The following is a 14,416-nucleotide window of genomic DNA, read 5'->3' as shown; positions in this document are numbered from 1 at the left end:
GCGGGGTCAACCCACCGCCATCCATACGTTCACCCGCAAGGACCACGTCCCGTTGGGCGGGTCCACGAGCGAGCGCTCGTCCTGGCGCGTGACCAGGCCCATGATCTGGCGCGGCGTCCCGTAGGGGGCCACCTGGGCGGGGTCGGCGGCCAGCACGACCGGCACCCGGCCGGCCGCCCTGACCCTCTCGACGGCGGCCCGGACCTCCGGCTCCGCCGCCAGGTCGGGCTCTCCGGGAGGCCGCGCCACCTGCGCCGCCGGACGTCCGCACATCCCGCGGACGAGCTGGGTGAAGCGGTCGCCGGTCACCCGCTCGACGAACAGCACCGACGCCTCGGCCGGAAGCGCCGCGCACATCGACCGGACCGCCGCCGCCTCCCCCCGCTCGACCGGCGTGAACGCGGTGCCGATCGAGGTCACCACCGGCGGCGCGAGCACCAGCAGCACCCCCGCGACCGTCGCCCACCGCCGTACCCGCTCCCGCGGCCACGACCGCTCGCGCAGCCAGCCCAGCCCCCACACCGCCAGCACGATCAGCCCCGGGATCACGACCGGGACCAGCCGCCGGGAGGCCCACGGCTGGTCGGGGGTGATCTCGGGCCGCAGCAGCGTGGTGACCGTCGTCCAGCCGATCATCGCCAGCGGCAGCAGCCAGACGAACGGCCTGCCGTCGCGCAGCAGCCTGCGCAGCAGCACGGCCGCCGCGACCGTGGCCAGCACGACGGCCGGGATGCCGATGTACCAGGTCACCCAGTGGAGCGAGAGCTCGAAGTAGAGCCGGTCCGCCTGGACGGGCAGGCCGTTGGCCTGCTGGATCTGGGCGATGAACTCGGCCGTGCGGGCGTCCTCGGCGTTCGTGGCCTTCCTGGTCACGATCTGGAACCAGGGACGGGCGTACAGACCGGCCATCACCAGCACGACCAGCGCGGCCCCCGCCGTCGGCAACCACCGCGGCGGCCGGAACCCGGCCAGCTTGGGCGCGACGGCCACGCCGACCGGCGTGAGCACGAGCACGACCGCGCAGATGAGCAGCAGCGGCCGCACGGACCCGGACAGATACTCCAGATACGGACGGGCCAGCACGTACGCCGCCAGCAGCCCGAGCCCCGCCCCCGCCACCAGCCCCGCCAGCAGCGGCACCCCCACCGCGCCCTGCGGCCTGCCGGAGCGCCGCATCGCGACCAGCAGCCCCGCGTACGCCAGCACCGGCAACACGTCGCGCAACCCGTCGACCCTGACCAACACGGCCAGCCCCAGGACCAGCCCGGCCGGCAGCCCCTGCCGCCAGCCGGGCCGCTCGGCCTCGATCGCGTCCTGGGCCAGCGCCAGCCCGCCGAACAGCAGGATCAGCGACGGGATCTCGCTGAACGTCGTGCGCGAGGTGTAGAGGATCGGCAGGCTCACCGCGAACGCCGCCGCCGCGAGCACCGCCCACCGTCCGCCCGCCAGCCGCGCCGCCACCCCGGCCACCGTCAGCACGGCCAGCGCCCCCAGCACGGCCGGCACCGCGAACGGCGCCCCCAGCCAGTCGCCGATCGCGAACACCAGCGGCGGCCCCGGCATGAACTGCGGCACCACCCCGCCGTCCACCGCATACGTGCCGACGCTGTCGAAGTACAGGGAGGGGTGGTGGCCGCCGAACGCCGCCGCCTGGTCCGGGATCGGCAGCGAGCCGTGCCCGGCGATCCAGGCGGCGTACTGGGCGTAGGTCGCCGGGTCGCGCCGGACCAGCAGCTGCTCGGAATGCATGACGACGTTGAACACGCCCGACCCGGCGGCCACCGCCACGACCCCCGCCACCTGCCAGGGCGTGGCCTGGACGCCCTGACCCGCGCCCCGCCTCCCGCGCAGGACGCCGCGCGTGCCCGCCCAGCACAGCAGCGCCGCCGCGGGCACTCCGAGCAGCACCGCGGGCAGCGGCGCGAACCGGCCGGCCAGCAGCAGCGGCAGGCCCGCGAGCAGCCAGCCCGCCAGGGCGAGCGCGGGCGACACCGACAACGCGGCCAGTACGCGGCCCGATCGATCACGTTCCATCGGTGAGCGAGCGTATCCAACGCCGCGGTCACGGCGTCCGCGGAAACGCGGGTAGCGTACGCGAGGTGCAGGAGGAGCGGGATGACCAGCGGGTGAATCCGAAGCCGCGCGCGGGAACCCCTGCCCGCGTCCAGGAGCCCGGCTGGCGGCGGCACGGCTGGTTCGCGCGCGTCCGGGAGGCCGGATGGTGGCGGCGGCACGGCTGGTTCACGCGCGTCCTGGAGGCCGGATGGTGGCGGCGGCACGGCTGGTTCGCCGGGGTCCTGGCGGTCGGCGCGGCCCTGCGCGCGCTCGCCATGCTCGGCTACCGCCCGGCCCTGTGGTTCCCCGACTCCTACACCTACATCGTCACCGTCTTCCGGCCGCGCCCCGACCTGGTTCGCCCGGCGGGCTACTCGATGTTCATGAAGCTCCTGGAGCCCTTCCACGGCTTCTGGGCGGTCACCGCCGCGCAACACCTGCTCGGCCTGGCCACCGGCGTTCTCGTCTACGTGGCCGCGCGCCGGGCCCCGCGCTGGGCGCGCACGCTCGCGGCCGTGCCCGTGCTGCTCGACGCGTACCAGATCGAGCTGGAGCACCTGCTGGTCTCCGACACGCTGTTCCTGTTCCTGGTCGTGGCCGCCGTGGCGCTGAGCCTGACCGAGAAGCGCGCCACCGTCGCCGCCGTCGGCCTGCTGCTGGCCGCCGCCACCCTGACCAGGACCGTCGGCCTGCCGCTCATCGTCGTCCTGGCCGCGTGGTTCGTGCTGCGCAGGCGCGTGGGCCTGGCCGGGGTGCTGCTGGCCGCCGCGCTGGTCCCGGTCATCGCCTACGGCGGCTGGTTCTACGCCGCCCACCACCGCGTCGGCCTGGTGGGCGCGAACGGCGTCTTCCTCTACGCCCGCACGATGTCCTTCGCCGACTGCGCCAGGATGAACCCGCCGGCCGACCTGCGGGTGTTGTGCGACCCCCGTCCGCCGGAGCTGCGCCCGCCGTCGCAGGAGTACATCTGGAGCAAGGACTCCCCGCTGGTGAAGCTGCCGGGAATCACGTTCTCGAAGGCGAACGACGACCTGGCCTCCAGGTTCGCGACCCTCGCCGTCACCAGCCAGCCGCTCGACTACGCGGGCTCGGTGCTGGCCGAGCTGGCCCGCACGTTCACGTGGGGGCGGCCGGTCTACCCCGACGCGGAGGTCTACGCCTACTACGAGTTCCCGGTGACCCCGCCCGGCCCACCTGGCCGCTATCCCGCGCAGGTCGGCGCCGACTATGCCAAGCTCTACGAGCAGGGTGCGATCGGTACGGAGATCGTCGAGCCCTACGCCGGATGGCTGCGGGGCTACCAGAGCGTGGTGCGCCTGCCCGGCCCGGTGCTGCTGGCGCTCCTGCTCGCGCCGCCCGTCGCGGCCGCCGTGCGCCGGGCGCGGGGCCTGCGGCACGCCGGTCCGCCGGCGTGGGCGGCGCCCTGGGCGGCGGCCGTTGTGTTGCTCGTCACACCGCCCGCCGTGGCCGAGTTCGACTACCGGTACGTGCTCCCGGCCGTGCCTCTGGCCTGCCTCGCGGCGGCCCTGAGCGTCCGGCCTGACCTGCGGGGACGGTCAGAAAGCGGGAAAGACTTTGGCAATGATATTCCACGAAATGTCCGGCTCTGAGTATGCTGTGCCGCGGAAACATCACGCCCGGGTCACGGTCGTTTCCGGCGGTCATGGCACCGGGCACGCCGTACGTGACCTAATCTCGTGGCGCGGAGCGACCAAGCCGGCGCGTTGGCGCAAGGAACGAGGCTAGGGGGCGTATGAGTGACTACAGGAGCGCGTCCGTCCAGGACGCCAGGGTCGCCCCCAGCGCTCCGGGCAGCCGGATGGCGCGAAGGGCCGCGGGCTCCCCGCCTCCCCCGCCCGACGACCGGCCCCCACGCGGCCACCGCGGCGACGGCGGCGGCGGTCAGGGCAAGATGCGGGTGCTGGCCTGGGTCAGCATCGCCGCCACCACGGTCATGGTGGCCGGCGCGCTGACCGGTTACACCGTCTACCGCGACGCCTTCGGCAACATCACCCAGAAGAGCGTCAAAGAGGACATCATCAACCCGCGTCCGCGCGACACGGGCGCACTCAACGTGCTGCTCGTCGGCTCCGACACCCGCGCGGGCAAGGGCAACGCCAAATACGGCCAGCAGCTCGCCAGGACGGCCGACGCCGGCGGCAAGCGCACCGACACGATCATCGTCATGCACATCTCTCCCAACCGGGACAAGGCGCGCCTGATCAGCTTCCCGCGCGACTCGATGGTGCAGATCCCGAAGTGCAAGAACGAGACCACCAAGGCCGAGATGCCGCCCCGCCGGGACATGATCAACTCGGCGTACAACTCCGGCGGCATCGCGTGCACGATCTCCACGATCGAGACGCTCACCCAGATCCGCATCAACCACTTCGTCGAGGTGGACTTCAGCGGCTTCAAGAACATCGTCGACGCCCTCGGCGGCATCGAGATCTGCCTCAAGTCCGGCGTCAACGACAGGGCGTCCCATCTCGTCCTGCCTCCGGGCAAGAGCCTGCTCAACGGCGAGAAGGCGCTCGGTTACGTACGTCTGCGCCACTACGGCGACGGCAGCGACATCCAGCGCATCAAGCGCCAGCAGATCTTCCTGAGCAAGGTCATCGCCAAGGCCACGAGCAGCGAGCTGCTCACCGACATCGGCAAGCTGACCGGCTTCATCAAGGCGGCTGCGGGCTCGGTCACCATGGACCCCGAGCTGGCCAACGACACCCAGCAGCTCATCGACATCGCTACCAGCGCCAAGGAGCTGACCGCGGGCGGCGTGCAGCTCACCACGATCCCGTGGCTGCCCGACCCGCAGGATCCCAACCGGGTGATCTGGAAGGAGCCCGACGCCTCCGCGCTGTGGGCCTCCATCATCAGCGACACCGAACTCCCCGACCCGACCCCGAGCGCGAGTGCCAGCGCGAGCACCAAGCCCAAGGTCACGCCGAAGCCCGAGCAGGTGAAGGTGCAGGTGCTCAACGGCACCACCACGCCGGGCAAGGCCCGCCTGGTGGCCGACGAGCTGGCCAAGCAGGGCTTCAACGTCGTCGGGGTGGGCAACTACCAGGCCGCCGACGGCGCGAGCCTGCCCTCCAGCGAGATCCACTACGCCAAGGGCGCCGCCACCGGCGCCGACTACGCGGCCGTGCTGTCCGGCGCGGTGCTGCCCAAGCCGGCTCCCTCGGCGGGCAAGGTCACCGCGACCAACCCGCAGCCCTACACCTCCGGCACGACCGGCACGGCCGCCGGCGCGGGCGGCAAGGGCGCCCCGGTGATCCAGCTCGTGGTCGGCTCCGACTTCAAGTCGGTGAAGGTCACCAAGCTTCCTGACAGCGTGAACAACAGCACCATCACGGCCGCCGACCAGAAGAACGTGTGCACCTGAGGCTCCAAGTTCCCTGTGGAACCGGACTTCTGGTGAGACAGGGACCACTAGATCGGGATAATGTTTGCGGGTCGGCGACGCAGCGCGACACGGCCGCTGTTAAGGCGGTTGTAAGTATGAAATGTCAGAGTTGCGTCGTGCACCCCGGCCCCTAGCGAAGCTGAGCTCCCCAGTGTCTGACACAAAGTTCTCTCCACCGGTCACGACCCCGCGGAGCCCTGACGGCCCCGTCGAGGAAGGCGGGCCGGCGAACACTGGAGCTCGCTGGCCCCTGCCTCAGGAGTCCGTCTGGGGCAACCAGACCGACCCCCACGGCATCGCGACGGGCGAGCGCCCCGAGGAGCGGCAGGAGCCCGCCGAGGAGCCCGAGCCGCCCAAGCGCAGGCGCGACCCCTACCTCGACAACGTCAAGTTCATCCTGATCGCGCTCGTGCCGCTGGGCCACTCGCTGGTGCCCACGCTCTCGACCCATTCCTCCAGAGCGCTCTACATCTACATCTACATGTTCCACATGCCGCTGTTCGTGATGATCAGCGGCTACCTGTCCAGGAACTTCTGGAACTCCAACGCGAAGACGAACAAGCTCGTCGACACGTTCGTCGTGCCGTACGTGATCGTGGAGATCGGCTACGCCGCCGTCCGCTACGGGCTCGGCCAGAAGTGGAGCCTCACGATCATCGATCCGGCGTGGCTCAACTGGTACCTGCTGGCGCTGCTGTTCTGGCGGTTGTCCACACCGGTGTGGAAGCGGATGAAGCACCCGGTCCCGGTGGCCATCGTGATCTACATGTTCGCCGGCTTCTCGCAGATCGCCGGCGACTTCAGCATGGACCGCTTCTTCGGCCTGCTGCCGTTCTTCGTGATCGGCCTGGTGATGCAGCCCGAGCACTTCGAGATGCTCAACAAGCTGTGGATCAAGATCGCGTCGGGGGTCACGCTGCTCTGCGCGGCGGCCGTGGCCATCGTCATCGCGCCCAAGGCGCCGCTCGACCCGTTCTACTTCAAGCACAGCTTCCAGGACATGGACCTGTCCTGGTGGATGGGCCTGCTGCTCAAGGTCGGGCTGCTGGTCTGCGCCCTGGCGATGTCCTTCGCGGTGCTGGCGCTGGTGCCGCGCGGCGAGACCTGGTACTCCGACCTCGGCACCCGCACGCTCTACTGCTACCTGCTCCACGGCATCCCCGTCCTGATCGCCAAGGACCAGGGCTGGCTGGCGCTGCCGTGGCTGCACGGGCCGCTCGGCGTGCTGGCCATCGCGTGCAGCTCGTTCGCACTGGCGATCGTGTTGTGCCTGCCGGAGACGCGCACCGTCTTCAAGTGGGTGCTCGAACCCCGCCTGACCTGGCTCTATCGCCGCCCCTCTGGAAGTTAAGCGGCCCTTTCACCTGAGTTAACGCCTTTGACCTGGTAGGCGCGGAGCATCGACACATGCGCGCATGTGTCGCCACCACCGTCCATCATCCCGAGGACGCCCGGATCATGCACCGGCAGATCAGGGCGCTGCTCGACGCGGGCCACGAGGTGACCTACGTCGCGCCGTTCACCTATTACAACGTCACCCCGGCCGTCGGGCTCACCGCCGTCGACGTCGCCCGGCAGGCCCCGTACGGGAAGGCCCGCGCGGCGCTCAGGCGCGGCGTGCGGGACGCCGACCTGCTGATCGTGCATGATCACCGGCTGCTGCGCGCGCTGCCCCACCGGCGCCCTCCGGTCGTCTGGGACGTCCGCGAGGACGTCTCGCCCAGACGGCGGGCCCGCGCGGAAAGACGGCACCACGTGATCACCTCCGCGGAGGTGCCCGAAGCGACCCTGGTGTCGCCCAGCCCGCCCCCTCCCGGCGACACCAGGGTCGTGCACATCGGCCGCCTGTCGGCCGAGCGCGGCGTGGCCGAGCTGATCGCGCTGGCCGAGCGCCTGGCGCCGCACGGCATCCGGATGGACCTCATCGGCGCCGCCGACCGCGACGTGCGCCCGCTGCTGCGCGACGCCCAGCGCGTCGGCCTGCTCGACTGGTTCGGGTACGTGCCCAACCGGCACGCCCTGCGCATGTCCGAGGGCGCGCTGGCCGGGCTGTCCCTGGCCGCCGACACCGTGACCGGGCCGCCCACGAAGATCCTCGACTACATGGGCCGGGGCCTGCCGGTGATCGCCACCCCGCAGGCCGCCCCGCTGGTGCGGGCCGTCGGCTGCGGCCTGGTGGTGCCCCGGGACGTGGACGCGCTGCTGGACGCCGTCCTGGACCTCAAGGAGGACCCCGTGCGGCGGGCCGACCTGGGAGCGGTCGGGCACGCCGAGGCCCGGCTGCGCCACCACTGGCCCGACCGGGCGGCGGACTTCGTCAAGCTGGCCGAGTCGTGGGCGGCCCTGCCGGAACACGCGCTGGCGGTGTAGGAATGGCCAGCGGGCTTCCTGGTTGATGTACTGGACCCATGGCATCGCATCTGATCCAGGGCCGGACGGTGGGCATGCCTGTGCGAGTGGAGGACGCGGAGGTCTGCAGCGCCTTCTACGCGGTGCGGGCCGACGCGGCGCGGGCGGTGATCGCCTATTCCGGCCTCGACGTGGCCGAGGTGTTCCCCGGCAAGGCCGTGTGCGTGCTGGTGTTCGTCGACTATCGCGACGGTGACCTCGACACCTACCACGAGTTCGGGATGGCCTTCCTGATCCGGCGGCCGGGGGCGGCGGGCTCGGTCGGGCTCGGCGACCTGCGCGGCGCGGGCGTCTTCGTCCACTGGCTGCCCGTCGACCAGCGGTTCACGCTGGAGGCGGGGCGGACGATCTGGGGCTTCCCCAAGGAGCTGGCCGACATCGAACTGCGGCTCGGGTCGCCGTACAAGCGGTGTGTGCTGCGCAAGGACGGCAGGCTCGTGCTCGACCTGCTGATCAGGCCCGGCGTGCCGGCGCCGGCCGCCATGGCGCCGCTCGACGCCTTCACCCATCTGGAGGGCGTCACGCGGCGCGTCCCCTGGTCCGTACGGGCCGGGGGCACGCGCGTGCGGCCGGGCGGCGCGCTGATCCGCCTGGGCAACCACCCCATCGCCAAGGAGCTCAGCGAGCTGGGGCTGCCCAAGCGGGCGCTGTTCGCCTCGACCGTCTCCCATGCCTCGATGACCTTCGGCGAGGCGGAGGCGGTCTAGACGATCGGCGGGCGGCCGAGCTTGACCATGCGCCAGGCGGTGCGCCAGGCCATGGGACGACGCTCGCCCGCGGGCGTGCGCAGCCCTTCGAAGAAGCCGGAGAACCACGCCTTGATCGCGACCCCCGAACGGCGCTCGCGGATCAGGGTGAGCACCACCCAGTTGGTCAGGTAAAGGAACGCCAGCGGCCACGGCAGGTTGCGCCGCGCCAGCCAGACCCGGTTACGGGCGTTGAGCTGGTAGAACTGCGCGTGCCTGGTCGGCGGGACCTGCGGGTGGTACATGACGGTCTCGGCGTCGTACTCGATCCGGTAGCCCTCGCCCAGCAGGCGCCAGGCCAGGTCGGTCTCCTCGTGCGCGTAGAAGAACCGCTCCGGCAGGCCGCCGACCTGGAGGAAGGCCGAACGCCGCACGGCCGAGGCGCCGCCGAGGAACGTGGTGACCGGCGAGGAGCGCTGCGGGTCGCCCGCGCGCAGCCGGGGCACGTGCCGCCGCTGGCCGACGCCGCCCTCGGGGTCCATCACCCGGAAGGAGATCACCGCGAGGTCGGGCTCGGTGGCGAACCGGTCGCGCACGTGGGCGACGACCTTCTGGTTGGCGTACCAGCCGTCGTCGTCGAGGAACAGCACGACGTCGCCGGAGCACTCCTCGACGCCGCGGTTACGGCCGGCGGGAATGCCGGTGTTGTGGTCGAGCCGGATCGTCTTCACGACCGCGGCCGAGCCCTCGGGTGGCGTGGCCGACACCTGGGGCACGTCGGCGCCGTTGCCCACGATCACCACTTCGACGTCGCCGTCGACCTGGTTGAGCGCGGACTCGACGGCCCGGTTCAGCTCCGCGACCCGGTTGCCCATGGTGAGGATGACGCACGAGATCTTCAACGGGTCATCGTCCTGACGCGTTGAGGACACGAGCGGAGCATTCTTTCATGATCACCGAGTCTGCTGGTCTGCATCTTGTTGACAATGGTGGAGCTAAGCGTATCGGAACCGATGGTGAACCCCCACCGAACGGCGGACGTCCGATCAATACGACGGACGGGAAGCTCCTCCGGTTCCGACATGAGATCACCCAAGCCGCCTCGACGCCATAATGCTGATCAGATGGAGCACGGTCTGCAGCGCGGCGGCGATCGCGCAGGCCACGATGAGCACGCGGGAGGCCCCGAGCGTGCCGGTCGCCAGGTCGATCACCGCGGCCGCCACCGCGAGCAGCGACAGCTCGATCGGCTGCATGATCCGATGGAACTTCGTCGCCGCCAGGATCCTCCTGCCCAGACCGAGCAGCCCCGAACGGAACTGCACCGCCGACGCCTCGGAGGACGCGCCCAGCCCGCCCTTGGCCCGCGCCACCTCCACCAGGTCGGTCTCGGCCTTGATGAGGATGGCGCCGAGCGCGGCAGCGAAGCCGAGCACGGTGTACCAGTCGGGCAGCACGGCCGAGGCCCGCCAGCCGAGCCCGGCCAGCACAGCGGCCTCGGTGAAGTAGGCCCCGACGCGGTCGAGGTAGACCCCGGCCAGCGACGTCTTGCCCGTCCAGCGGGCCAGCTCGCCGTCGGAGCAGTCGAGCAGCAGGTAGACCTGGACGAGCAGGGCGGCCAGCACGGCCGCCCACAGCCCCGGCAGGGCCAGCACGAAGCCCGCCGCGACCCCGGCGACCGTCATCACCCAGGTGAGCTGGTTGGGCGTGACCGACGTCTTGCTCGTCAGCCACGTGACGTAGATGGACAGCCGGCGCATGTAGAGCACGCCTGCCCAGTGCTCGCCGTTCCTGCGGTCGAGATGGCCCTCGGGCTGGGCGACCCGCCGCAGCTCAGCTACCGAAGGCCCGGACATAGTCCCCCACCCGATCGCGGATCTCGGAGTCCTGCATGCGCAGGTGCTCCAGGATCGTGTAACGGCCGGGACGGGTCGACGGCGCCAGCGCGACCACGTCGGCGAACTGCTCGCCGGTCAGCCCGATGTCGGCGGGCACGACCGGGAGCTCGTGCCGGCGCAGGCAGTCGACCACCTGGGCCACCCTGGCGGCGTCCTCCCGCAGGAAGAAGCAGAAGGCGGCACCTATGCCGGCGAGCTCGCCGTGGTTGGAGGTGCCGGGGAAGAGCTGATCCACGGCATGAAGGATCTCATGATCTCCACCGCTCGCGGGCCGCGACGACCCGGCGACGACCATCGACATGCCCGACAGGATGAGAGACTCGGCCAGGACGGTCAGGAACGCGTCGGACTCGATGCCGTCGCTCCGGCCGACCAGCGCCTCGGCGGCGGTGCGGGACATCGAGCAGGCCAGGCCGTCGATGGGCTCGCCGCGCTCGACGTTGCCGAGCTGCCAGTCCTCGATCGCCGACAGGTTGCTGACGACGTCGCCGATGCCGGCCCTGACCAGCGACTTCGGCGCGTTGTGCACGAAGTCGAGGTCGACCAGGATGGCCAGCGGCATCGGCACGCCGAAGGTGCCCTTGCCCCCCTCGTAGACGAGGGAGGCGGTGGGCGAGCAGATGCCGTCGTGGGAGAGGTTGGTGGCCACGGCCACCATGGGGATGCCCGCGAGGGAGGCGGCGTACTTCGTCGCGTCGATCGTCTTGCCGCCGCCGACCCCGACGACGACCTCGTAGGCGCCCTTGCGCAGGTCGGCGCCGAGTGAGACGGCCGCCTCGACCGACCCGTCGCTCACCCTGAACACCTCGGCCTCGCCGAGGGTGGGGGCGATCAGACGCTCGATGTGGTCGCCCTGGCCGGGCCCGACGGCCACGGCCACCCGGCCGGAGGTGGCCACGCGGCTGTCGGCCAGCAGGGCGCCGAGCTCGGCGACGGCGCCGCGCCTGACCTCCATGGTCAGGGGCGCCGGCAGCATCCTCGCTAGAAGCGGCATGCGCGCTCCCTCTAGTAGCGAACGGCTATGGTGCGAGCCTTGGCCAGGTCGTCGTGGTTGTCCACCTCGACCCAGTCGACCTCGCCGATGGGCGCGACGTGGATCGCCTCGCCGCGCTCGACCATCTCCTGGTAACCGTCCTCGTAGTAGAGCTGGGGGTCGCGCTCGAACGTCGTCTTGAGCGCGTCGGCCAGCCGCTCGGCCGCGCCGGGCCTGATGAGCGTGGCGCCGATGTACTCGCCGTACGCCTCGGCCGGGTCCATCAGCTTGGTGATGCGGCGCAGCGAGCCCTCCGGGGAGAGGGTCACCTTCATCTCCTCGTCGGCCAGCTTCTTGACGTTGTCGACCGCGAGCAGGACGTCGCTCGTCCCGGGGGCGGCCAGCAGCGTCTTCTCGACCGAGACGGGGTGGACGGTGTCGCCGTTGACCAGCAGCACGCCCTGGGCGAAGTAGTCGCGGGCGCACCACAGGGAGTAGGCGTTGTTCCACTCCTCGGCCTTGTCGTTGTGCACGAGGGTGAGCTTGACGCCGTGGCGCCTCTCCAGCTCCTCCTTGCGGTCGTGCACGGCCTGCGCCGCGTAACCGACGACGACCACGACCTCCCGCAGGTCCACCTCGGCGAGGTTGCGCAGCGAGATGTCCATGATCGTGGTTTCGCCGTCAACCGGCACGAGCGCCTTGGGCAGCGTGTCGGTGTACGGCCGCAGGCGTCGTCCGGCCCCGGCGGCCAGAACCATTCCCAGCAACGTGCACTCCTCGGTCGAGCATGACTACGTGTGCCCAAAGGTTAGTTGCCTTTGGCCCCTTCGCGGGTAATCCGGCGTTAGTCTTGCGTTCCCATCTCGCCCGCCTCGACGCCCGATCGGGGCGCGGCCAGCCAGCACGTGACACTCTCCCAGCCGAACAGCGCCCACAGGTAGAGGGTCAGCAGCACGTAGCCCGCGGTCATCCAGCCGGCCAGGGCGGCCAGCGAGACCGCCATCATCCGGCCGTCCCAGCCGAGGCCGAGCGTGGAGAGCCAAGCCGGCGGGTAGACGCGCTGGCGCAGCCGGTAGACCAGGTCGTAGTGGTGGAAGGCGAGCGCGCCGAGCAGCAGGAAGGTCAGCACCGGCGGCAGCCCGTGGGCGAAGCCGCAGGCGGCGACGAAGCTGTACTCGATGAGCCGCAGGATCGGCGGCACCAGCCAGTCGAAACGGCCGTCGTGCGGGTGGGTGCTGCCGGGCCCGGCCAGCAGCAGCGTCACGGCGGGCGCGAACACCGCGAGCCCGTCGGACCCGGCCACGCCGATCAGCAGCAGCACGCCGGTGACGAACGTGCCGGCGATCACCGGCGGCAGCGGCGGGAGCTGCCCGGCCACGAGCAGGCCCATCGCGCGCGAGAGCGGCCCGTCGTCGCGGTAGGCGACGACCCTGCTCTCTGGCACGGGGGTCATGTGCACGGAGATCACGCTGCCTGCCTCCCGATCCGGCGAACCGCCGCCGCCTCGCCCGCCCCGGCGGCCCTCACCGGGCCGACCTCGCCAGGCGCCCGGCGAGCTGGTAGAGGGCGGCGACCCCGCCCCAGCACAGCAGGGACACGAACGTCACCCTGGCGTCCCACACGGCGGCGGTGACGGCGATCAGCACCGTCCGCTCGCCGATGGGCAGCACGACGATCTTCCTCAGCCAGCGGGCGAGCGAGTCGCGCTCCAGCCGCTGGGCGAGCCCGAGCATCCCGTGGGCGTGCCGCGCGTCGGCCGGCTCCAGCAGCGACCGGGCGGGCCTGGCCCACAGGGCGCCGACGCGGCCCGCGTCGGCCAGCGCCCCGGCGTAGGAGTAGTCGATGGTGTGGCGGACGACCTGCGTGATCATCGCGGCGGCGGCCAGGTACCAGATCGTGGTCCCGCCGTGGCCGAAGGCGAGCCCGACGTAGACCAGGTACTCCTTCAGCCGGTCGGCCATGCCGTCGGCCCAGGCCCCGAGCGGGGAGAACGTGCGGGTGTAGCGGGCGAGCTGCCCGTCGAGGCAGTCGAGCGCGAACGACATCACGAACAGCGCGCCCCCGGCCGCCCGCCCGGCCTGGGTGCCTGCCGAGAACCAGACGGCGGCCAGCGCGGCCAGGCCGATCGAGACGCCGGTGACGGCGTTGGGGGTCAGCTTGAGGCGGACGGCCGGCCTGATCAGGTGGCGCGACCAGGTCGAGACGAAGAACGTGGCGAAGAAGCCGTCGTCCTCCTTGACCGAGGTGTCGAGCCGGACCCTGGCCTCGTCGACCTCGGCGAGCCTGGTCAGGGCGCTGTCGGCGGCGTGCTGGCCGGTCACGCGGTCGGCGTGCAGCGGGCCGATCGAGGCGGCGCGCACCCGTACGCCGGCCCTGACCAGGCCCACCAGCAGCAGGTCGACCGCCTCGACGGGGGTGACCGGGCCGAGCTTGCCCAGGTCGGCCAGCTCGGCCAGCTCCTCGGCGATGTCGGCCAGGGACGCCAGGTCGGCCTCGCCGGTCTGGAGCACGCCCCTGAAGGTGGCGTTGGCCTCCGGGACGGTGTGGAACGAGCTGCCGGCGGCGACCACCCTGCCGGACTCGACGCGTACGGGCGGCCGCATCGGGGCGGCGGCGTCGTCGTGGGAGACCAGCGCCCCGGTGTCGCGCGCGGGATGTTCGAGCAGCAGCGCGAGCGCCTCGGTGTGGGCGACGAGGTCGGCGGGGAGCACCACGACCGTGCCCGAGGAGACCCGGGCGATCTTGGCCACCCCGCGCAGGTCGGCCCCGAGCCCGCCACCGGGGGTCACCACCTGGACGTCACGCACGGGAAGCGCGGCGAACTGGTCGCTCAGCCGGTCGAGGAGCGTGCCGTCGGCGCAGGAGAGCCGGCACGCCGGGGTCGTGGCGAGCAGCACCACCGAGGTGGTCGTGCCCTCGCGGGTGAGTGAGTCGGGCAAAGCGCAGGTCTCCTCCCGGTAGGGAGTGCGTGGACACAGCGTAGCGA

12 protein-coding genes are annotated in these 14,416 nt (G+C 71.6%); 5 read left to right on the top strand and 7 right to left on the bottom strand.

What is annotated here, in order from left to right; translation table 11 throughout:
- Nucleotides 1–6: 6 nt before the first annotated feature.
- Nucleotides 7–2,034: a glycosyltransferase family 39 protein gene (locus tag ACWEJ6_RS03090; RefSeq protein ID WP_452420849.1), complete on the bottom strand. Its 2,028-nt coding sequence runs from the start codon at nt 2,032–2,034 to the stop codon at nt 7–9.
- Nucleotides 2,035–2,099: 65 nt separating this feature from the next.
- On the opposite strand from ACWEJ6_RS03090, the gene ACWEJ6_RS03085 reads away from it, so the two are divergent.
- The 5 genes from ACWEJ6_RS03085 to ACWEJ6_RS03065 all read left to right on the top strand — a co-directional run bounded on the left by ACWEJ6_RS03085 (nt 2,100) and on the right by ACWEJ6_RS03065 (nt 8,580).
- Entirely contained in the window at nt 2,100–3,665 is a 1,566-nt protein-coding gene (locus ACWEJ6_RS03085) for a hypothetical protein (RefSeq protein ID WP_452420847.1), read from the top strand.
- 143 nt (nt 3,666–3,808) lie between these two features.
- Entirely contained in the window at nt 3,809–5,443 is a 1,635-nt protein-coding gene (locus tag ACWEJ6_RS03080; protein ID WP_387668852.1) for an LCP family protein, read from the top strand.
- Between the two features lie 172 nt (nt 5,444–5,615).
- A complete protein-coding gene (locus ACWEJ6_RS03075; RefSeq protein ID WP_452420844.1) occupies nt 5,616–6,815 on the top strand; it encodes an acyltransferase family protein in 1,200 nt (399 codons plus the stop codon).
- Nucleotides 6,816–6,871: 56 nt separating this feature from the next.
- Nucleotides 6,872–7,834: a glycosyltransferase gene (locus ACWEJ6_RS03070; RefSeq protein WP_387668856.1), complete on the top strand. Its 963-nt coding sequence runs from the start codon at nt 6,872–6,874 to the stop codon at nt 7,832–7,834.
- A 38-nt stretch (nt 7,835–7,872) separates the two neighbouring features.
- Complete coding sequence (locus tag ACWEJ6_RS03065) at nt 7,873–8,580, top strand: acetoacetate decarboxylase family protein (RefSeq protein ID WP_387668858.1); 708 nt, start codon at nt 7,873–7,875, stop codon at nt 8,578–8,580.
- Here ACWEJ6_RS03065 and ACWEJ6_RS03060 read toward each other — a convergent pair.
- The 6 genes from ACWEJ6_RS03060 to ACWEJ6_RS03035 form a co-directional block, all read right to left on the bottom strand.
- Nucleotides 8,577–9,461 carry a glycosyltransferase family 2 protein gene (locus tag ACWEJ6_RS03060; RefSeq protein WP_352321577.1) on the bottom strand — a complete coding sequence of 295 codons (885 nt, stop codon included), beginning with the start codon at nt 9,459–9,461 and terminating at the stop codon, nt 8,577–8,579. The two genes, ACWEJ6_RS03065 and ACWEJ6_RS03060, sit on opposite strands and share 4 nt — an antisense overlap.
- A 186-nt stretch (nt 9,462–9,647) precedes the next feature.
- Complete coding sequence (locus ACWEJ6_RS03055; protein WP_352321579.1) at nt 9,648–10,415, bottom strand: CDP-alcohol phosphatidyltransferase family protein; 768 nt, start codon at nt 10,413–10,415, stop codon at nt 9,648–9,650.
- On the bottom strand, nt 10,393–11,433 hold the full coding sequence (locus ACWEJ6_RS03050) for an iron-containing alcohol dehydrogenase family protein (protein WP_358283907.1): 1,041 nt from the start codon (nt 11,431–11,433) through the stop codon (nt 10,393–10,395). Before ACWEJ6_RS03050 ends, ACWEJ6_RS03055 begins: the two co-directional genes overlap by 23 nt.
- Nucleotides 11,434–11,462: 29 nt before the next feature.
- Nucleotides 11,463–12,197, bottom strand: a complete 735-nt coding sequence (locus ACWEJ6_RS03045; protein ID WP_352349191.1) for a phosphocholine cytidylyltransferase family protein — start codon at nt 12,195–12,197, stop codon at nt 11,463–11,465.
- 77 nt (nt 12,198–12,274) lie between these two features.
- The gene (locus tag ACWEJ6_RS03040) at nt 12,275–12,883 is read right to left on the bottom strand and encodes a DUF5941 domain-containing protein (protein ID WP_387668862.1); all 609 of its coding nucleotides are present in this window, start codon (nt 12,881–12,883) and stop codon (nt 12,275–12,277) included.
- A 70-nt stretch (nt 12,884–12,953) separates the two neighbouring features.
- The gene (locus ACWEJ6_RS03035; RefSeq protein WP_452420840.1) at nt 12,954–14,369 is read right to left on the bottom strand and encodes a CDP-alcohol phosphatidyltransferase family protein; all 1,416 of its coding nucleotides are present in this window, start codon (nt 14,367–14,369) and stop codon (nt 12,954–12,956) included.
- Nucleotides 14,370–14,416: the final 47 nt, after the last annotated feature.

It is taken from the genome of Nonomuraea sp. NPDC004702, assembly GCF_053601695.1.
Note: the sequence above shows the minus strand (reverse complement) of the source record. Positions and strands in the feature narration are given on the sequence as shown.